Consider the following 20,216-nt stretch of genomic DNA (forward strand, 5'->3'; position numbering starts at 1 on the left):
CATTACACATGCCGATAAATACCCGTGATTTGGCGTTGGAAACGCTGCTGTTAATGGTGGCAGCCACGCTACTTTTTATGGGTGTGGCAGGGCTCTTATTTAGTATCGGTGCTCAGTACCCCTTGTTTACCGTGACGTTGGTGCCTGACGCTGCGCTGATAACACTGCTATTAGGTGTGGGACTTTTGGCAGCGTTGCAATATTGGCGAAGGTTGCAGCGTTTTAGTGCTTGCCTGTTAATGTTGGTACTGGTTTACACCGTTGTGCACAATCAATGGGCGGGCGGGCAGGAAGGTTCGTGGTTAACCGGTCATCTTAGGATTACCTCAATTGCCGCTGTCATGTTGATGGCGGTAGCACTCTGCTTATATATAGGGTTTGCTACTCCCCGCCGCCGCTTAAGTTGGTTGGCCACTGGGGTCGCCCTGTGGCTCTTTGCAGGTCTCGTGATAGTCCGCTTATGGAGCGGAGTCGAAGTAGACAACCCGCTTTTCTCATCATCGCCTGTCGCTGTCTTGGTTTTCGCTGTGCTGTTGGGAAGCGCTTTGATTGCTCTAGGCATACGTCGCCAATCGCAACGTCTTAATTTAGAGCGTTGGGCGACAGTAGCGGCTTTGAGCGGCGTAGCGGTCAGCAGTCTCGTATGGCTACTGTTGAGTATGCAGCAGCATGCGACCACCCAGCAGCAGGCCATTTATTTACTCGATAATGTGCAGCTCAATGCCGAGCAGGCGATGCGTGTTCGCCTGCATCAAATGCAGCGCATGGCTGAGCGCCTGGAAGCAGCAGGAGGGGACGTTGAGACAGCTTTATTAGTAATAGATGCGCAGCACTATCTTCGTGATATGCCAAGCTTAAAGGCTGTGGCGCTAATCAATGAAGCGAATCAGTCTTTGTGGTCGACAGCCCGCATGGTGAGTGAGCAGGCGTGGCTTCAACAACAAATAACCAAGCCACGCGTAAGCGAATGGTTGGGGTTCCCGCTTGGCCGCCCGCGCCTGATGGTTCCTGAGGAGGAACAGCCCCAGCGGGTGTTGCTGACGATTCCAACGCTCAGCAACGGCCAACAATTGCTAGCAACGTTTGATATTGCTGAATTATTCAATAATGAGCTGAGAATGGCGTTAGGGCCCTTTCAAGTGAGTCTGAATCGTGGGGAGAAACCATTACTTGTACTACATCCTGCTGGGTTTAATGCTGATTCTGTTTTAACCCCTGACATGGCGTTAGTATCGCGTCGTGCAGGCTTGCCGGGCGGCGTCAATCTTACCCTGTTTGCCTATCCTGGCGCCCATTATAACTGGTACATGATGAGCTTTATGCCAGTCACCGTTGCCATGGGTGGGCTGTTGCTCAGTTGGTTGCTGGCATTTTGCTTGGGCTTGGTGGGGATGAGTACTGCGCGTACCCGCGAGTTATCAGCAGCGCAGCTCTCACTCGCCGACAGTGAACAGCGTTATCGTTCGCTTTTTATCCATCATCCCGATGCGGTATTTTCACTCGATACTCAGGGTCGTTTTGTTACGGCGAATGCGAGCTGCACTACCATCACCGGCTACACGAACAGTGAAATTTTAGAACAGCACTTTACACACTTTATTAATACCGACGAGTTAGCGAATGTGGGTCAGCACTTTGAAAGTGCTATGCAGGGCAAGATTACACGCTTTGAACTCTCTATCTATGACCGTGACGGGCAACAGCACCTGTTAGATTTGATCGCCTTGCCTATCAACATTAATAACAACGTTGCAGGCATCTATGGCATTGCCCAGGATGTCACCACCAGTCGCGCGCAGCAAACTCAGTTAAGGACCTTAGAGCGCAGTGTTGAGGCAAGTGTTAACGGCGTGTTGATTGCTGACGCAAATCTGCCTGATATGCCAATTGTGTATGCCAATAGAGCGTTTAGCGTCATGACTGGCTATACACAGGAAGACGTTATCGGGAAAAACTGCCGCTTTCTGCAGGGGCGTGATAGCGATCCCGCTATCGTCGCGCAAATTCGTCGCCATCTTGAAGAGCAGCGTGATGTCCATGTCACACTGTGCAACTATCGTAAAGACGGTACGCCGTTTTGGAACGACCTTTATGTATCCCCCGTACGTGACCAGGAGGGCCACGTTACCCATTTTGTTGGCGTTCAACACGATATTTCCAAACATAAAGCATACGAAGCACGATTGGCTTATCACGCAAGTCACGATGATTTAACACGGCTACCTAATCGTGCGCTCTTTGAAGACAAGCTAGTCGAGCAATTTACGCTTGCTCAGCAGCATGGAAAGCAAATAGCGGTGCTGTTTGTGGACTTAGATGACTTCAAACCTATCAATGATAATCTCGGGCACGCCGTGGGTGACCGAGTATTGCAAGAGGTGGCTAAACGGTTATCCGCGGCTGTTCGATCAGATGATATTGTGGCGCGCTTAGGGGGCGATGAGTTTGTTATTCTGCAGGCGACTGTCGATGATAACGCGGGTATTTTGGAAGTAGTAAAGCGAATACTTGCATCGCTAGCACGTCCTTACTGCATTGATGACCAAGAACTGTATTTAACCGCCAGTATTGGGATTTCGCTCAGTCAAGAAGACACGCAGCAGGCGCAAATGCTGCTTCAGCAAGCTGATATGGCGATGTACAAAGCCAAGCAGCAGGGACGTAATGCTTACGAGTGGTATACCCATGCCTTTACCGATACGGTGAGCGAACGCATGGTGCTGCGTAACGACCTACAAGAAGCCATTGAGCGCGAAGAGTTTGAGCTTTATTACCAACCCTTGTTGAACCGTTTTGGCCAACTGGCGAGTGTAGAAGCGCTCATACGTTGGCATCATCCTACCAAGGGCTGGATTTCGCCGGCCCGTTTTATTCCACTCGCGGAAACCACCGGCCAAATCATGCCGATAAGTGAGTGGGTACTTAATCGTGCTTGCTTGGATATGCAATCACTAATTCATCAAGGCTCAGAGCCAGTGCGTGTGGCAGTGAACCTGTCGCCATTACAGTTCCACCGTGCCAATTTTCTCGCTACCCTTCGTCAAACATTGCTGGCCACCGGGCTGGCGCCGGAATTGCTATCTTTAGAGCTGACGGAAGGTGTTTTAATGAACAATACGCAAGCGGCGATCGATACACTCCAAGCGTTGCGTGATATGCGAATAGGCGTCTCTATTGATGATTTTGGCACGGGCTTTTCAAGTTTAAGTTATTTAAAAGATTTGCCCATTAGCACGGTTAAAATAGATCGTAGCTTTATTCATGAGATAACGCATAGCCGCGATGATATGGCTATTGTGCAAGGGATTATCTCTATGGCGCACCACCTTGGGTTAAATGTGGTAGCAGAAGGGGTTGAAACGGAGGAGCAGCATCGTCGTCTGATGGACTATCAATGTGATATTTTTCAGGGCTTCGGTCTGGCGAAACCCATGCCCCTTAACGCGCTGAAAGTCTTTGTGGCATCCTTGGCTGCTACCCATGAGACGACCGAATGAATAGCGCACAAGGCACAAGTCAGCCTAACACCAACCGCTGGTATGTTTATTTGCTTGAGTGCCAGCGCGGTACGTATACGGGCATTACCAACAATCTCGCAAAGCGCTATCAAGCGCATTGCATGGGCAAAGGCGCGCGCTATACCCGTGCTAACCCGCCCGTTGCGTTGTTGGGAGCTGAACCGTTTGAAGACCGTAGCGCCGCTAGCCGAGCTGAATATCAATTAAAGCAACAGACAGCGAGCCAGAAACGTCGCTGGGCCAAGCAGAGGCCTTATCAGTTAGAGCCAACGTAACTATTACCCGCTAACGCGGTGGGTTGAGATCAAGGAGCCAGCATGCTGACATTCTACTCAGAAGAGAGCCGCTTACGCCAAGCGCGTACGGAGTTGCATGACGGTGCGTTGGTTACCCCGTTTGAGTGCCCTGAACGTCTCGATTTGGTGCTCAAGCAACTTCGCCAGTCCGGGCTTGGTGATATTTGCGCTCCAAAAGCCTATGGGCTCGAACCGGTAATGGCGGTGCATGATGCTGACTACGTCACGTTTTTAGCCAACTGCTGGAAGCAGTGGGTTGCGGCCGGGCACAACGGCGAAGCGATTCCCAATATTTGGCCAGCGCGAACGATGCGCGGCGACCGTATTCCGCGCTCTATCAGCGGGCAGTTGGGCTACTACGCATTGGCGGCGGAAACGTCGATTTCAGAAGGCACTTTTGAAGCCGCCATGGCGAGCAAAGATGTAGCGTTAGGCGCGCTAGAGCATACGTTAAAAACTGGCGAGCCCAGCTTTGGCCTGTGTCGACCCCCAGGCCACCATGCCGCGTTTGATCAATTCGGCGGGTACTGCTTTTTTAATAATGCCGCAGTTGCCGCCCAACGCGCTTTAGATGCTGGTAAGCGCAGAGTGGCTATTCTTGATGTCGACTTCCACCATGGCAACGGGACTCAGCAGATTTTCTATGGTCGTGACGATGTCCTGTTCGTCTCATTACACGGCGATCCCGAGGTAACCTTTCCCTACTATTTGGGCTACGCTGATGAGGGTGGCGAAGGCAAGGGTGAGGGGTTTAATTTCAATTACCCCCTGCCGCCGGGCACCAGTGTCGCTACCTGGTTGGCGACACTTGATCAGGCATTAGCGCAGATTAAAGCAGTTAATTGCGACTGTTTAATCGTATCGCTAGGGGTCGATATCTTCGAAGGTGACCCCATAAGCGCCTTCACCTTTACCAGCGCAGATTTCACCGTATTAGGTGAGCGCTTAGCTCAAGTAGGGCTGCCTAGCGTGTTTTTAATGGAAGGGGGCTATGCGGTGGATGCAATCGGTGTCAATGTAGTCAATGTGTTACAAGGTTTTGAACAGGCCCGAGAAAAAGGCCTGGAATTGCATCTAAACAAGGGTAAAGGTTAACCGTGACAGCAGCCCGTAAATCGGGCAGGCTAATGCCCTTTCAACGGGGCAGGGAGCTAAAGCGTGGCAGTGTATGGTGGAATTCAGGCACATGAACTAGAGCGTTGGCTTAATGCGTTAACCAACGCCTCCTATGACCGACGCTGTCCCCTGGCAAAAGTACACGGTGGCACTGCCCGTGCGCGTACCGCTCGTCAAGATCTCCTCCACTTAGCAAACGACTACCGCTGCGGTGAAGTTAGCCGCGAAGAGAGCGCCGCCGCCCTGGGCCGCTGGTGCCAAACCTTCCTCTCCGAGGCGGAGTGGTACGTACTGGTCGGCACACGCCAAGCGCCCACTCAATTGCAAAGCGAAGAAGCATTAAGTGAAGAAGATCGCAGCCTTGCTGTGCTTAAGCAGCACCGGGTGGGGTAAGTTAAGTTTGACGATATAAATTAATTGAAAGTGCCAAAAACTCCCGCTCGGGAGTTTTTTTATGTCATGTAAATTTAGTGCCAGGTAAAACTGGCGTGTGTCAGAGGCGTTCTTAACGATAATTTAGTTAGCAAATACTTAAAAAGGATAAGTTGACAAACGTTTGTCAGGGTAAGTAGTTTGAAGTGACTTGCAATACACGACTAATGTTTAAGAAAAGCGCTGAGCCTGTTCGCTATCCAAGGGGAAGGGGTATAACAAATTGTGACGACACCACCCACGCTATCGGTTCGCTCGCTGAGCGTCAATTTCGGCTCTAATCGCGTTGTCAGAAACCTGAGTTTTGATGTTTATCCTGGCAAAACAACGGCCATTGTCGGTGAGTCTGGCTCCGGTAAATCAGTGACTTCACTGGCTATTATGCGCTTGGTGGAATACATGAACGCTGAGATTACCAGCGGTACGATAATGTTTCACCGTGACGCCAATGGTTCTCAGCCACAAGACCTTACCCAACTCTCCGATAAGGCGATGCGTAAGATACGTGGTAAGGATATCGCCATGATCTTTCAGGAGCCGATGACCTCTCTAAATCCCGTCTATACCATCGGTGATCAAATTACCGAAGTGCTGATGCTGCATGAAAACCATACCAAGACATCAGCACGTGCTGAGGCGGTAAAACTGCTTAAGCTGGTGCGCTTGTCCGATGCTGAAGCAATGTTGAAACGCTACCCTCATCAGCTATCCGGCGGCATGCGTCAACGGGTGATGATAGCGATGGCGCTGGCCTGTCGACCCAAGGTATTGGTAGCAGACGAACCGACCACTGCATTGGACGTTACTATCCAAGCGCAAATTCTTACCATCATGCGCGACCTGCAGCAGGAGCTAGGGATGGCCGTCATCTTTATCACTCACGATATGGGGGTGGTGGCGGAAATGGCCGACCAGGTAGTGGTCATGCGCCATGGTGAAAAAGTTGAGGAAGCGTCGGTGGAAGAGATATTCGCCCAACCTCAGCATCCCTACACACAAGCCCTGCTAGCGGCGGTTCCCAAGCTGGGTAGCATGCGGGGCGAAGACCTGCCCCGCATGGATCCGCTGGTCGAATTAGAGGGGGATATTGCTCTAACGCGTGGAGAAAGCCTTAAGCAGGATACCGCCCGCACTGATACCGTTCCTGTAGTGGCAGTGGAAAACCTAGTTACGCGTTTTGATATTCGGAAAGGCTTTTTGGGCGGTGTCAGCCATCGTGTACACGCGGTGGAAAATGTCAGCTTTACCATTTTTCCCGGTGAAACCCTGGCATTGGTCGGTGAGTCTGGTTCTGGAAAATCGACCATCGGGCGCACCATACAACAGTTACAAGAAAGCACCAGCGGTACGATACGCTTTGGTGGCAAGGCCGTAGCCGATATGTCCCGGGCAGAAAAAATGCGCCTGCGCCAAGAAGTGCAGTACATTTTTCAAGACCCGTTTGCCTCTTTGGACCCCCGCAAAACCGTGGGCTTTTCGATAGCCGAACCCATCCTTACGCACGGTTTATTGCACGGTACTAAAGCGATACGTCAACGCGTTAACCAGTTACTGGAAAGAGTTGGTTTGAGCGCTGACCAGGCAGAGCGCTATCCTCATGAATTTTCCGGCGGCCAGCGCCAACGAATTTGTATTGCCCGCGCCTTAGCTTCCAAGCCTAAGTTGATCATTGCAGATGAAGCGCTATCCGCCCTCGATGTGTCTATTCAAGCGCAGATCATTCATTTGCTCATGGAGCTACAGCAAGACGAAGGCTTGGCCTATTTGTTCATTAGCCACGATATGGCCGTGGTGGAAAAAATGAGCCATCGCGTGGCGGTATTACACCTGGGTCAAGTTGTCGAGCTAGGCGAGCGCCGAGCGGTGTTTGATTCGCCTCAGCACTCCTATACCCGCAAGCTCTTGAGCGCTGTACCAGTGGCCGACCCTGCGCAGAGGCGGGAGCGTACATTGCTGCAGGGCGATATTCTTAGTCCCATCCGTAAGGTGGGTGATGAGCCAGAACATTTGCCATTAGTGCAGGTGGCTACCGGTCATTTCGTTGCCCAGGAAGTAGGCAGCGCCGAGCGTTTGGCGTCATAGTCAGTTTCCTGATGATAAGAAAACTTTGAGACAACAACAGGAGTACTCCCATGAAGAAAAACAAACGCGTTCTCAATGGCGCAATCGCCGGTATGGCACTGAGCGTTGCCTTCTCTGCCTCTGCACAAGCTGGTTCATTGACGATTGCTTCGCCGCAAGATCCCGGTAGCTGGGATCCCATCGATACTTTTTTGGTGAATTGGGCCTCGGTCGCCACCAATATTTTCGATGGATTGACCTATCGAGGCCCTGATTTAGAGCTGGTGCCTGGCTTGGCAACCGAATGGGAAGAGCTGGATGATGGTACCCGTATCCGTTTCACTCTACGTGAAGGCGTTACCTTCCATAATGGCGAACCCTTCAATGCTGAAGCGGTAAAGTTCACCTTTGATCGCTTATTAGGCGAGGAAGGCGGTCAGGGGCCACAGCGTTCCAACTATACGGCGATTGAAAGCGTGGAAGTGATCGATGACTACACCGTCGACTTCCATCTCAATGAACCCGACCCAGTGCTGCTCACCAAGCTAGCGGGTTACGGCGCAATGATCGTACCTCCAGAATACCTGGCCGAGCATGGCGACGACCATTTCAATACCCATCCGGTAGGCACCGGGCCGTTTAAAGTAGTGGAATATAATCCCCGTGAAGACGTTCAGCTTGAGGCCTTTGCCGATCACTGGGGCGGCGCGCCGAAACTTGACGAAGTGACTTACCGCTTTATCTCCGAGCCCTCCACCGCCGTGGCTGAACTGCAGGCTGGGCGGGTCGATATCGTCATTCCGCCGACGATTCCTATCGGTATGATCGATACGATCAATAACCACGACGGGGCCAGCATCGTCAGTGTGCCTTCGCCGACCGTGGAAGCGATACGCTTCAACACCCAATCAGGTATTACCGCCGACGAACGCGTGCGTAAAGCCATGATCATGGCCGTGGATCGTCAGGCGATTATCGACGCCATCCTGGCTGGCGAGGGCGAAATGATTGCCAGCTTCCAGGGCGCTCAGTCCTTCGGTAACGACCCTGATATGGAGCCCCTGCCGTATGATCCGCAGCAGGCACGCGAATTGCTGGATGAAGCGGGCGTAGAGCAAGGCGCAACGGTACAGATTGATGTGCGCGGTAACGACGCAACCTTTGGTGAGGTGGCCCAGGTGGTAGCGTCGTATCTTCAAGGGGTGGGTATTACCGCGTCGATCCAGCCATATGAAACCAATGTGCTACTTAACGACATTATTCCTGCAGGCCGCACTGGTGAGATGTTCCAGCAGAAATGGGGCGGTTGGACCTTTGACTTCGACAATACCGCTTACCTGATGTACCACACTGGCGAACGCTGGAATCCTTATGACAGCGACGCTGAGTTAGATGAAATGCTCGAAGCCCAGCGCAGCATTACCGACCAGGAAGAGCGTGAAACGCTACTCCAGGCGATTGCGCAGTATACCCAGGATCGCGCTTTGGAAATGCCGCTCTATAGCATCAATGCCCTCTACGGTGTCAGTGACCGGGTGGAGAATTTTGAGCCCGCCCCTGATAACCGTATGCGTTTAACCGACGTGGACGTTAGTGAATAAACGTAACGCCATCCGGCCACTTGAAAGGGTGGTCGGTCCTTCACACTGACACTTCACAAAAGCTTCATGTAAGCGTTACGGGCTTGGGGTCATAGTGGCAAAATTTCTTCTTTATCGAATACTGCAGGCCGTCTTTGTAGTGATCGCCGTGACGCTGATCGTCTCTTTTGCGATCAGGTTAACCGGTGACCCGGCGGTGATGCTTGCCCAAGGGGCGGGTAGTATTACCGAGGCGGATCTGGAAAGAATTCGTGAAGCCTTGGGTTTGAATCAATCCTTCCTGGCCCAGTACATCGGTTTCCTGCGTGGTCTGGTGGTGGGTGATTTTGGGCGTAGCTTTATGGGCGGCACCCCGGTGAGTGACCTGATCGGTCGCGCGCTACCCGCCACCTTGGCGCTGGCTTTTGCCTCGCTGTTTGTATCTATCGTGGTATCGATACCGCTGGGTATTAAAGCAGCGGTATCGCGAGGAAGGTGGCCCGATCAGATGATCAGGATTTTTTCCCTGATCGGGCTCTCTTTTCCTAACTTCTGGCTGGCCATCATGCTGGTGCTGCTGCTCTCTATCACTTTTAACCTGCTGCCGCCCAGTGGCATGGAGGGCTTCTCCAGCTTCATTATGCCCGCAGCGACAATGGGGATCATCCTAATCGCTACCAACGTGCGCCTAGTGCGAACCACTATGCTGGATACCCTCCGCTCTCAATACATCATGGTGGCGCGGGCAAAAGGCCTTTCCAACACGGTCGTACTCTACAAACATGCGCTGCGTAACTGCTCCATTCCGCTGATCACCTATTTTGGCTTGCAGTTCGGCGGGCTGTTGGGCGGTATCGTGGTTGTCGAGCGTGTCTTTAACTGGCCGGGATTAGGCACCTTGGCTTTCGAAGCCGTATCGGCCCGGGACTACCCCGTCTTACAAGGCGTTATTACCGTGCTCTCGTTAATGATCATCTCCATTAACCTTCTCGTTGATATCGCCTATGGCTTGGTCGACCCCAGGGTGCGCAAGGAATAACCATGACCGCAGCTATTAAAACCGACAAATTGAAACGCTTTAAGAACCTTGAGTTTATCCTTGGCGTGCTGCTTGTGGGCGGTATCGGTTTAGCGGTGATCTTCTCCGGCTGGCTGTTTCCCGGAGGAGGTTCAGAGCTGAACTTGGCCTACCGCTTAACGCCCCCGCTTGTGGAGCCTGGCTTTCCACTGGGCACGGATCCATTAGGCCGGGACGTGCTCGCGCGGGTGATTATCGGCGGTGAAATATCGCTAAAAGTCGGGGTCTACTCAGCCCTCGGGGCGGTGGTGATCGGCATCATTATGGGGTTGGTATCCGGCTACTATGGTGGGTTCCTGGATATGATCGTGATGCGCTTTGCCGACGTGCAACTCGCGCTACCTTTTATCCTGCTGGCGATTACCTTTATCGCCGTGATTGGTGGCGGGTTAACCAATATGATTATTCTGCTGATTATCTCCCAGTGGGTGCAGTACGCACGCTTGGTGCGCGGCTCGGTGCTATCGCTGCGCGACCGCGAATTTATTCTGGCGGCCAAAGCGATTGGGGTGAAAGATATCCGCATTTTGTTCCAGCATCTGCTGCCCAATTTGATTGGCCCGGTTATCGTGCTGATGACACTTAATGTGGCCAATAATATTTTGCTGGAAAGCAGCCTGACCTTTTTAGGCTTGGGCGTGGACCCGGTGATTCCTAGCTGGGGCGGCATGCTGGCTGAAGGGCGCACTTACCTGCAAACGGCGTGGTGGGTTAGTGTGTTCCCCGGCTTGGCTATTCTGTTAACCGTGCTGGGGCTGAACCTGCTGGGTGACTGGCTCCGGGATGCCCTGGATCCCACTGGACGCACCTCCTTATGACCAACGATCCCCGTATCGAGATCTTGTTAGAGCGCTCGTTTCCACGCACCGCGCGATCTTTGCTTGATGAGTACGCCACGCCTGCCTATCAAGGTTATCAGTTGGAGGCGTGGGTCTTCGATGATGAAGCTGAGCGCCAGGCAACGGAAACGGCCTTCAACGACGCAGGGATTAATGCGCGTCTACGTAGTGCCTATAAACCCTTGGTGCATTTCTTTTTGGAAACATTTTCATGGGCGTCAGTGCAATCGGTGGTGATTGAGTATCCCGTGCTTGCGCAAGCGCCGCGGCGCTTTTTGCTCGAAGCCTATCCGCTGGCAGCCCTGTTACCGCAAGGAGTGTCGCTTCGTTGGGAAGGGGTTGAAACGACGCCTGCCTCAACGGCCCCCGTCCACTATCGCGTGCAAGTGGAGCGAAGGGGCGAAGGGTGGGAGACCCACGTTGTGACAGCGCCCAACCGCCATCATCAGGATCATGTGGGTGAGGCGCAGTACTCGCCCTGTGGCTGGCTGAGGTTGACTTCGCCTCAAGGGGAAGTCAGTGAATCACGCCTGGAAACCGATTATGAGGCGCTGTTCCAAGCGGCGATGACGACGTTGGCTTCCACCCAATGGCAGCCCGTGTCGCCTTACTTTGAAGAGCTCAATTTCACTGTACATTGGCCGAGCAGAGACCGCCGATTAGCCTGGGATGACGAACATATCAGCCTCAGCGAGGCGATGCATGAAGAGCTCTACTTTTCCACATTGGAATATTTTCAACGTCATGCAGGCCTTGCGCTGTGTGATCGTTCTATTCAGCCGGGCCAGATTGTGCCGGAAGTATCCACTCAGGGGGAAACCGCCTATCTGCAGATAAGCCTGCGCCCCTTGGCGGTCTTTTCTGCCGAGCGCGATGAGGTCACGCTGGAGAACGCTCAGCAAGCCATTGGCACTACCCAGACCAAGCCGGTCATGGCAGCCCTTGGTGGTCAGGCGCTCTATGCCACCACTCGAGCAGGCCGTGCAGTGGAGGCGCGCTATCTTCTCGGTAGTGACCGCGCCGTGATGATCAGTGCAGGTCAGCACGCCAACGAAACCTCCGGCGTGGTGGGGGCGTTGCGTGCTGCCCAACAATTGTACAGGGAGCCTGGGGCTCACTTTGTCATCTCGCCGCTAGAAAACCCTGACGGTTACGCGTTGCAAGGCCGGCTCATCGCCACTCAGCCACGTCATATGCACCACGCGGCGCGCTACACGGCCTTTGGTAATGACCTCCAGAGCCAGCCGCTTGGGCAGCCATTTGAACATGCTATTCGTGAACAGGCATTCGCTCTCAGTAATGCCGGACTGCATATCAATCTGCACGGCTACCCGGCCCATGAGTGGACGCGGCCGTTAAGCGGTTACGTGCCGCGCGGCTTTGAGATGTGGACGATTCCCAAGGGCTTCTTTTTGATCTTGCGCCATCAGCCAGGCTACGAAACAGCCGCCGAGCAGTTGGTGGAAGCCGTTACCCAGCAGCTTGCGCAAGTGCCTGGGCTGGTGGAGTTTAATAACGCGCAAATTGCGTTATTTGAGACCCATGCGGGAGCGTTAACTTTCCCGGTGTTGAACGGCTTCCCCTACTTAATCTCGGAAGATGGCGATCAATTAACACCGTTGATGCTGATCACTGAATACCCTGATGAAACCCTAACCGGCGAGCCCTTTGTGCAGGCGCATACCGCTCAAATGGAGACAGTCGTGGCGGCCTATCACGCCTTTCAAACGCTCTCATTGAATCGTTGATCTTCATGACGACAAAACGATTGCACTGTTATAATGGATAAATGAACAGTGCCTTCGTTACGCCAACCGCCTCTCTCGATGACCCCTTTTACTACCTGACGAACTTTCGCTTCGTCCTGACCTGGGTAGGGGAGCGTCACGCCGATCTGCTTTCAGTCGATGAGCGCGACTTCATTGATCAATTCGATAGCTTGCCACGCGAATCGCAGGCGCTTTTAGTGCGCATGGTGATGCGCAAAGGCGAGTTGTTTCGGCTCAGTAAGCTTCGCTATGCTGAAATTGGTGACAGCTCCGACGCAATGGCACCGCTGATCGCGCTGGGGTGGGTGGATAGCGACCCGGTGATCAATATTGATGAGCTTTTTAACCAACTGCGCCTGGCCGAGCTACGCAAGATATTAGCAGAAGAGATACGTACCGCTGGGCTTAGTGCATCCAGCGCTAAAGCCGTGCTCTACGAGACGTTAACGAGCCACCCCATCGCCTCCAAGCCACTATGCCAATGGTGGCCTGACGCTACTGATCCAATCATGCGTCTGCAAAGGATGGAGACCTGCGACCGTTTGCGGCTGATGTTCTTTGGCAATCTACGCCAGGACTGGGCCGAGTTCGTGCTCACGGCGCTGGGGCTGCAGCGTTTTGAGACGGTACCTTTCACCCTTCAATCGCGCGCCTTTCAAGCGCGCCACGAGGTGGACGCCTACCTGGCCTTGCATCGGCTGCGCGAGCGCCTGGATACCGGCGAGCTACCTAGCGAGCTCTGCAGAGAGGTTCCTCCGCGCTCTGATAACCGCTGGCTGGATACGCGCCGTGCGCGGCTGCTGCTTCAACTGGGCCGCGATGCCGAGCGGCGCGGTGAGTCAGCGCTGGCGCTGGGGCTCTATGCCGAGGCCGGCAGCAGCGAGGCGCGCATTCGCCACTGGCGGTTGTTAGAGCGGCAGGGTGAACATCAGGCCGCCTTCCGGTTGGCGACTCAGGCACTGGAAAGCCACCCCAATGAAACGGAGCACCAGGCGCTAGCTCGGCTGCTGCCGCGGCTACGCCGACGGCTTAAGCTGCCGCCTGAACCGAGCGCCTCCGAACCGCCCCATGAGCGCTGGAACCTACAGCTTCCTGGCCCGCAGGGCGTTGAGCGCGCGGTGGTAGAGGCAATGAGTGAGCGCGAAGCACCGGTCTGCTTCGTGGAAAACAGCCTGCTGACAGGGCTGTTTGGCTTGCTTTGCTGGTCAGCTATTTTCGCCCCACTGCCGGGTGCCTTCTTCCACCCCTTCCACAATGGCCCGGCGGATTTATACCGCGATGATTTCGTGGCCCGGCGACGAGAGGCTTTTAACGCCTGCTTAGCGCACTTGGATAACGGCAGCTACTGTGAGGTCATTCGGGCAACCTGGCGGGAGAAGTTTGGCCTGACGTCTCCCTTTGTGCACTGGGCAATTGTCGATGAGGCGCTGGTGGAGCTGGCGCTAACGTGTATTCCCGCCGAGCACTTGCGGCGCTGCTTCGAGCGGCTGCTGGAGGATCTAAAAGCCAATCGGGCCGGGCTGCCGGATCTGATTCAGTTCCTGCCCAACGCGCCCGCAGGAGAGCCGCGCTATCGGATGATCGAAGTCAAAGGCCCAGGCGATCGCTTGCAGGATAATCAGCGCCGCTGGCTAACGTTTTTCCATCGCCATGGGATGCCCGTCGCGGTGTGTTACGTACGCTGGGCGGACAACGGCGAGCCTGGCGTATGAGCGCGAACTACCGGGTGGCGGTGCGCGCACTGTGCGATTTCACCGCCCGCGAGGGAGATCTTGATCACCGCTTTACGCCTGCCCCCAGTGCCCGGGAAGGTATGCAAGGGCATGCCCTCGTCGCTAGTCGACGCGGGGAAGACTACCTCGCTGAACTGCCCCTCTCCGGTGACGTTGAAGGGCTGACCGTTACCGGGCGCGCCGATGGTTATGACCCGGTGACCAACCGCCTGGAAGAGGTGAAGACCCACCGTGGCAGCCTAGAACGCATGGCGGATAACCAGCGTGCGCTCCATTGGGCGCAGGTAAAAGTGTACGGCGCGTTGCTGTGCGCCGAGCGCGGCCTGGAGAGTGTCACCTTGACGCTCGTGTATCTGGAGATTGCCAGCGGCAAAGAGACCCTGCTCACCCAAGATGCCACTGCCGACGAACTTCAGGCGTTCTTTGCCGAGCAGTGCCAACGCTTCCTTGCCTGGGCAGAACAGGAGGCCGACCACCGCCAGCGCCGTGACGGTGCCCTTTACCACTTGCGTTTTCCCCACGCCACGTTTCGCCCCGGCCAGCGTGAACTCGCTGAGGATGTTTATAAGGCGGCCAGCACCGGGCGTTGCCTGCTCGCCCAGGCGCCCACCGGGATCGGAAAAACCCTCGCTACGCTGTTTCCCATGCTCTCGGCGATGCCGCGCCAGCAGCTCGATCGCATCGCCTTTCTCACCATGAAAACCCCGGGGCGCCGGTTGGCGCTAGACGCCCTGGCCACCCTGCGTATGGGTGATAAAGACGAAACTCTGCCGCTGCGTGTGCTGGAATTGGTGGCGCGGGAAAAGGCCTGCGAATATCCCGACCGCGCCTGTCATGGCGAGTCCTGCCCATTGGCCGCCGGCTTTTACGATCGCTTGACCGCCGCCCGACAGGCAGCCGTCGAGCAGGGGTGGCTCGATCGCCAAGCACTACGCGAGGTGGCGTTGGCCCATGATGTTTGCCCCTATTATCTCGGCCAGGAGCTGGCGCGCTGGGCGGATGTGATCGTCGGGGACGTTAACCACTGGTTTGATAGCCACGCTCTGCTCCACGGCTTGGCGCAGGCCAACGAGTGGCGGGCTGGGGTGCTGGTGGATGAAGCGCATAACTTGGTGGAGCGTGCCCGCGGAATGTATAGCGCTGAACTCGATCAGCAGCGCCTCAATCGACTACGGCGTGTCGCGCCCAGTCCCATCGCGGGCCCGTTAGGACGCTTGGCTCGCCAGTGGCAGACGGTGATTAAAGCGGCAGGCCTTGAGGCGGCGGGCGATAAAGGGCCGCCGGGCTATGCGCTACTCGAGACGCTGCCCGATAAGCTGGTGGGTGCCGTGCAACAGGTGGGGGCAGCGATCACTGATTACCTGGGTGAGCACCCGGATCAGTCCAGCCTTGAACTGCAAGAGCTACTGTTCGAAGCCTTGGCGTTCTGCCGTTTGGCAGAGCACTTTGGCGAACACTCGCTGTGTGACCTTACCCGCCATGGGCGCGGCCGGGCGGTGCTAGGGTTACGCAACTTGATACCCGCGGACTTTCTGACCGCGCGGTTCAATGCTGCGCACGCGGTGGTGCTGTTTTCCGCCACCCTGAACCCTGCGCATTACTACCGGGATCTGCTTGGGCTGCCAACGACGACTGCCTGGCGCGAAGTGGCCTCTCCCTTTGCGGCGCGTCAGTTGGAGGTGCGTATACACCGCGATATCTCGACGCGCTTTCGCGACCGCGATGCCTCCATCGAGCCGCTAGTGGCCGCCATGGCGCAGCAGTATCAGCGCAGGCCCGGCCACTATTTGGCTTTCTTCAGCAGCTTTGCCTACCTGGAGGCCGCGTTGGCGCGTTTTCGTGAGGCGCATCCTGATGTGCCGGTCTTCAGCCAAACCCGTGGCATGCCGGAGGCGCAGCGCGATGCCTTTTTAGCCCGCTTTTCCCCCGGCGGAAGGGGCATCGGTTTCGCCGTGCTGGGCGGCGCCTTCGCCGAGGGGATCGACTTGCCCGGTGACCGCTTGATAGGTGCGTTTATCGCTACGCTGGGCCTGCCGCCGTTTAACGAATTCAATGAAGCGCTCAAGGCGCGTTTGGGCGCCCGGTTTGGCCAGGGCGATGATTACACCTACCAAATTCCCGGCATGATCAAGGTCGTGCAGGCGGCCGGGCGGGTGATTCGCAGTCCAGAAGATGAAGGGGTTGTGGTATTAATGGATGATCGTTTTGCCCAGCCTAAAGTAAGCGCGCTGCTGCCAAGCTGGTGGCAACTGGGCAATCACTCATCTTATTAAGGACACTGCACGCGCAATGGCGGATCTACTCTGGTACCAGTATCTACTGATCGGGCTCATCTTTGCCTGGAGCGGTTTTGTTAGAACCAGCCTAGGGTTTGGCGGCGCTGTGCTGGCGCTACCTTTCCTGCTCCTAGTGGTCAACGAACCGCTGGTGTTCCTGCCGATTATTGCCATTCATCTGCTGATTTTCTCCAGTTGGATTGCCTGGAGCGGGCATCGCCAACTGCAGCAAGCGGAAGTGGCAGGCGCTTCGCCGGAGAGCAATATCGATTGGGGCTACCTGTTCAAGGCCCTAAAAATCATGATCATTCCCAAGCTGATTGGGGTGGTGGGGCTGCTGACACTGCCCGCTGATGTGATGACCAGCATCATTTTCGGCATCGTCTTCATCTATGCCATTGGTTATGTGCTAAATAAGCCGTTCAAGAGCAAGAATAAGTACGTGGATTACGTGCTGCTGGCACTCGGGGGCTATGTCAGTGGTACGTCGCTGATTGGTGCACCGCTAATTGTGGCGGTGTTCGCGACGCATGTGGCCAAAGCACAGTTGCGGGATACCATGTTCGTGCTGTGGTTTATTCTGGTGGTCATCAAGATGGTCTCGTTCCTGATTGCAGGTGTAGACCTTCAACTTATCCACCAGCTGTGGCTGCTGCCCTGTGCGTTCATCGGCCACTTGGCGGGCGAGAAAGCCCACCGCTATATGCTCAAAGCGGATACCGGTCTGTTCTTCCGCGTGCTGGGGGCCGTGCTGATTTTGGTTAGCGTTGTGGGATTAATTTATCCACCCGCGTAAGCGCTGATGCTTAAAGTTGGCTGTCTGCCTTAAGCGTCGTCTTACTCAATATGATCAACACGACGGCCAGCAGGCCGCACACCACCGCCATGCCGGTAAACACATTACGCAGCGACTCCAGCCAGATGACGGCCGGAGCGACCACCACCGGGGAGGCGAACTGGCCGAAAAAGAAGGTCGAGGTAAAACCGCCAAATACCCGGCCGCGCACGCGCTGAGGCGTGATCCGCATCAGCCACGTGGTGGTATTCGGCATGAAAGCCCCCAGGCCAAACCCGGAGATCGCCGCGCCCACAATGGCCATGGCGTAACTTTGGGTGAAGCCCACCACTAAAAAACCGGCGGCCGCTAGGAAAAAACCGAGCACATAGATCGTCATCACCGACAGGAACGGCTTGTAGTAGCCATAGCAAAACGCCACGATACTGGCCGTTAGCGCTGACATGGAGAGCGCCACGCCAATGGCCATGCCGCTAATCTGGCCCTGTTGAGAAAGCAGAAAGGGCAACTGGGCAGGAAACATATAAAACATCGCCATGCTGATCATGGCGATCAGATAGGCAAGGCCGGTGCGCCCGATATCTACTTTGACCGGCGCATTGCTAGAATCATGGCTGTTGCCATCACTGGGTTTGGGTTCTTGCAGAATTGCCCAAGCATAAGGGAGTAAAAGCACGCCGGTCATGTAAAGCAAGAACGGGCCGCGCCAACTCCAGTCGGAGAGCAGCCCGCCCAGATTAATAAAGATCACCCCGCCCAACGCCATGCAGCTACTCTGCAGCCCCAGAAAACGGGCGCGTTCGGCACTATCAAAATAATCGCCTACCAGTGTAGTGCTAATGCTAAGAATGCCAGCCACCGCGATTCCCATCAGCGCCCGGGAGCTCAACAGCAGATCCACGCGATCAATGAAAAAGCCAGAAACACCGGCAAAGCCATAAATGAACAGCATCGCCAGCAGTAGTTTCTTGCGCCCAAACCGGTCAGCCAGATACCCCATTAGTGGGCTGAACAGAGTAATCATCAGCGCCGGAATGGTCAGGATCAGTTGTATCAATACCTGGGGCTGATCAGGGAAGTGGCGGCTAATGCCCGGCAGCGCAGGCGCAATAATTGCCCCCGACATCACGGTCATGGTGCTGGCAAACAGCAGTACGGCCTTAATATGCGTTAACTGGCGAATGGTCTTGGCCCACTTAGAAAGAGAAAGAAAGGGTTCAAAGCAACCACTAATCTTAGCATAGTTGTTAGCAGGCTATTTTATTTTTGAGCAGTGCTTTTAATAGCAAGTAGCAGCGAGTATCACTTATTTGACGCCTAATTTTTAGGCAACAAAAAACGGCCACTTGCTGTGTTAGCTAAGTGGCCGTTTTGTCTGAATTCTTTGGTCGGAATAGCAGGATTCGAACCTACGACCTCTGCCTCCCGAAGGCAGCGCTCTACCAAGCTGAGCTATATTCCGAAGTGTTGAAAAAAGCTTATAAGCTAAAAAGCTGGGCTCAACAACGGGGAAGAATAATACGTAGCCGAGTGCTTTTTTTCAAGCCCCAGGCGGTGTGATGCATCAATTTTTATGCTTGACGATCGACCGCTAAACGAGCCAGCTGGGCCATGCTGTCGCGGTAGGCGCTGGGCGGCAAGGAGTCTAGTTGCTGCAGGGCTTTACCGGCCATCTCTTCGGCCCGCTGGCGGGTGTAGTCGAGCGCACCGGTGGCGTGAACAATTTCGAGCACGGCGTCGAGCTGCTCAAGCCCACCATCACGGATCACCTGACGGATTAGCTTGGCTTGCTCCGGTGTGCCCTGTTCCATGGCGTGGATCAGCGGCAGTGTCGGTTTGCCTTCGGCGAGGTCGTCGCCCACGTTTTTGCCCATGGCATCGGCGTCGCCTTGGTAATCCAGCAGGTCATCAATAAGCTGGAAGGCGAGGCCCAGGTAGCGGCCATAATACTGGAGGGCCTGCTCTTGCGCCGGCGTTGCTTCCGCCAGCACCGCACCGCTATGGGAAGCCGCTTCAAACAGCATGGCGGTTTTGCCCAAAATGGTCTCGAAGTAATCTTCTTCAGAGATGCTGGGGTTGCCGATATTAGTCAACTGCAGCACTTCGCCTTCGGCAATGATGCAGGTGGCGCCGGAAAGAATCGCCATGATCCGCATCGAGCCGACATCGACCATCATTTGAAACGAGCGGGCGTACAGGAAGTCCCCCACCAGCACGGAAGGCGCATTGCCCCAAGCGTCATTGGCGGTTTTCTTGCCTCGGCGCATATGTGATTCATCCACCACATCGTCATGCAGTAGCGTGGAGGTGTGCATGAACTCAATCAGCGTGGCCAGCGGTATATGTTTATCACCGGTGTAGTTGAGAGAGCGGGCGGCGAGTAGCGCCAGTAAAGGGCGCAACCGTTTGCCGCCGCTTTCGGTAATGTACTGACCGATGGTTTCGACCAGCGGTACTTTGGAATTGAGCTGCTCGACAATCGTCCGGTTGACGGCTGCGAAGTCATCGGCCACTACGGCGTGCAGCGGTGAAGGCGTTGGGCTGTCAGGCTGGGCTGAGGAGACGTTGGCGGTCATGGGATCCGTTCATCGCGGCAGATGGAGGCGGTAAGAGCCGCCCCTATTTGTGGTGTAGTTGGGGTCATGTGTTGATGTCATGCTATGGGGCTGCCTGTTGGGCGTCAAGATACGCGCTATGGTTACGGCGTGGTAGCGGAAGCTGG

The 20,216-nt window shown here is 55.1% G+C and carries 14 protein-coding genes and 1 tRNA gene; 12 read left to right on the forward strand and 3 right to left on the reverse strand.

Features of this window, described 5'->3' with window-relative positions:
- Nucleotides 1–8: 8 nt before the first annotated feature.
- The 12 genes from ACW44H_RS01250 to ACW44H_RS01305 all read left to right on the forward strand — a co-directional run bounded on the left by ACW44H_RS01250 (nucleotide 9) and on the right by ACW44H_RS01305 (nucleotide 17,494).
- Nucleotides 9–3,497 carry an EAL domain-containing protein gene (locus tag ACW44H_RS01250; RefSeq protein ID WP_457506295.1) on the forward strand — a complete coding sequence of 1,163 codons (3,489 nt, stop codon included), beginning with the start codon at nucleotides 9–11 and terminating at the stop codon, nucleotides 3,495–3,497.
- Nucleotides 3,494–3,793: a GIY-YIG nuclease family protein gene (locus ACW44H_RS01255; RefSeq protein ID WP_113269796.1), complete on the forward strand. Its 300-nt coding sequence runs from the start codon at nucleotides 3,494–3,496 to the stop codon at nucleotides 3,791–3,793. Before ACW44H_RS01250 ends, ACW44H_RS01255 begins: the two co-directional genes overlap by 4 nt.
- A gap of 42 nt (nucleotides 3,794–3,835) precedes the next feature.
- Nucleotides 3,836–4,909 (forward strand): histone deacetylase family protein, encoded by a 1,074-nt coding sequence (locus tag ACW44H_RS01260; RefSeq protein WP_457506298.1) that lies wholly within the window; start codon nucleotides 3,836–3,838, stop codon nucleotides 4,907–4,909.
- 63 nt (nucleotides 4,910–4,972) lie between these two features.
- The gene (locus tag ACW44H_RS01265; protein WP_457506300.1) at nucleotides 4,973–5,323 is read left to right on the forward strand and encodes a hypothetical protein; all 351 of its coding nucleotides are present in this window, start codon (nucleotides 4,973–4,975) and stop codon (nucleotides 5,321–5,323) included.
- Between the two features lie 264 nt (nucleotides 5,324–5,587).
- On the forward strand, nucleotides 5,588–7,444 hold the full coding sequence (locus ACW44H_RS01270) for an ABC transporter ATP-binding protein (RefSeq protein ID WP_457506302.1): 1,857 nt from the start codon (nucleotides 5,588–5,590) through the stop codon (nucleotides 7,442–7,444).
- Between the two features lie 50 nt (nucleotides 7,445–7,494).
- Nucleotides 7,495–9,024, forward strand: coding sequence for an ABC transporter substrate-binding protein (locus ACW44H_RS01275; RefSeq protein WP_457506304.1), 1,530 nt, complete (start codon nucleotides 7,495–7,497; stop codon nucleotides 9,022–9,024).
- Nucleotides 9,025–9,118: 94 nt separating this feature from the next.
- Nucleotides 9,119–10,042 (forward strand): ABC transporter permease, encoded by a 924-nt coding sequence (locus tag ACW44H_RS01280; RefSeq protein WP_457506306.1) that lies wholly within the window; start codon nucleotides 9,119–9,121, stop codon nucleotides 10,040–10,042.
- Between the two features lie 2 nt (nucleotides 10,043–10,044).
- On the forward strand, nucleotides 10,045–10,899 hold the full coding sequence (locus ACW44H_RS01285; protein WP_009287872.1) for an ABC transporter permease: 855 nt from the start codon (nucleotides 10,045–10,047) through the stop codon (nucleotides 10,897–10,899).
- Complete coding sequence (locus ACW44H_RS01290; protein WP_457506309.1) at nucleotides 10,896–12,668, forward strand: peptidase M14; 1,773 nt, start codon at nucleotides 10,896–10,898, stop codon at nucleotides 12,666–12,668. Before ACW44H_RS01285 ends, ACW44H_RS01290 begins: the two co-directional genes overlap by 4 nt.
- A 41-nt stretch (nucleotides 12,669–12,709) precedes the next feature.
- Entirely contained in the window at nucleotides 12,710–14,401 is a 1,692-nt protein-coding gene (locus tag ACW44H_RS01295) for a VRR-NUC domain-containing protein (protein WP_457506311.1), read from the forward strand.
- Nucleotides 14,398–16,695, forward strand: a complete 2,298-nt coding sequence (locus tag ACW44H_RS01300; protein WP_457506313.1) for an ATP-dependent DNA helicase — start codon at nucleotides 14,398–14,400, stop codon at nucleotides 16,693–16,695. The genes ACW44H_RS01295 and ACW44H_RS01300 overlap by 4 nt, the downstream gene beginning before the upstream one ends.
- A 16-nt stretch (nucleotides 16,696–16,711) precedes the next feature.
- Entirely contained in the window at nucleotides 16,712–17,494 is a 783-nt protein-coding gene (locus tag ACW44H_RS01305; RefSeq protein WP_457506315.1) for a TSUP family transporter, read from the forward strand.
- 10 nt (nucleotides 17,495–17,504) lie between these two features.
- Here ACW44H_RS01305 and ACW44H_RS01310 read toward each other — a convergent pair whose 3' ends face one another.
- The 3 genes from ACW44H_RS01310 to ispB all read right to left on the reverse strand — a co-directional run bounded on the left by ACW44H_RS01310 (nucleotide 17,505) and on the right by ispB (nucleotide 20,070).
- Nucleotides 17,505–18,629, reverse strand: coding sequence for an MFS transporter (locus ACW44H_RS01310; protein WP_457506317.1), 1,125 nt, complete (start codon nucleotides 18,627–18,629; stop codon nucleotides 17,505–17,507).
- Between the two features lie 250 nt (nucleotides 18,630–18,879).
- Nucleotides 18,880–18,956, reverse strand: a tRNA-Pro gene (locus ACW44H_RS01315).
- A gap of 109 nt (nucleotides 18,957–19,065) precedes the next feature.
- Nucleotides 19,066–20,070, reverse strand: a complete 1,005-nt coding sequence (ispB, locus tag ACW44H_RS01320) for an octaprenyl diphosphate synthase (protein ID WP_457506319.1) — start codon at nucleotides 20,068–20,070, stop codon at nucleotides 19,066–19,068.
- Nucleotides 20,071–20,216 lie beyond the last annotated feature (146 nt).

This window comes from Vreelandella sulfidaeris Esulfide1, assembly GCF_054072535.1.

Excerpts from the sequence above, each read along its gene's own strand:
- ACW44H_RS01250 (WP_457506295.1), top strand. The coding sequence starts at position 9 with ATGCCGATAAATACCCGTGATTTGGCGTTGGAAACGCTGCTGTTAATG.
- ACW44H_RS01255 (WP_113269796.1), top strand. The coding sequence starts at position 3,494 with ATGAATAGCGCACAAGGCACAAGTCAGCCTAACACCAACCGCTGGTAT.
- ACW44H_RS01260 (WP_457506298.1), top strand. The coding sequence starts at position 3,836 with ATGCTGACATTCTACTCAGAAGAGAGCCGCTTACGCCAAGCGCGTACG.
- ACW44H_RS01275 (WP_457506304.1), top strand. The coding sequence starts at position 7,495 with ATGAAGAAAAACAAACGCGTTCTCAATGGCGCAATCGCCGGTATGGCA.
- ACW44H_RS01285 (WP_009287872.1), top strand. The coding sequence starts at position 10,045 with ATGACCGCAGCTATTAAAACCGACAAATTGAAACGCTTTAAGAACCTT.
- ACW44H_RS01290 (WP_457506309.1), top strand. The coding sequence starts at position 10,896 with ATGACCAACGATCCCCGTATCGAGATCTTGTTAGAGCGCTCGTTTCCA.
- ACW44H_RS01295 (WP_457506311.1), top strand. The coding sequence starts at position 12,710 with ATGAACAGTGCCTTCGTTACGCCAACCGCCTCTCTCGATGACCCCTTT.
- ACW44H_RS01300 (WP_457506313.1), top strand. The coding sequence starts at position 14,398 with ATGAGCGCGAACTACCGGGTGGCGGTGCGCGCACTGTGCGATTTCACC.
- ACW44H_RS01305 (WP_457506315.1), top strand. The coding sequence starts at position 16,712 with ATGGCGGATCTACTCTGGTACCAGTATCTACTGATCGGGCTCATCTTT.
- ACW44H_RS01310 (WP_457506317.1), bottom strand. The coding sequence starts at position 18,629 with ATGACCGTGATGTCGGGGGCAATTATTGCGCCTGCGCTGCCGGGCATT.
- ispB (WP_457506319.1), bottom strand. The coding sequence starts at position 20,070 with ATGACCGCCAACGTCTCCTCAGCCCAGCCTGACAGCCCAACGCCTTCA.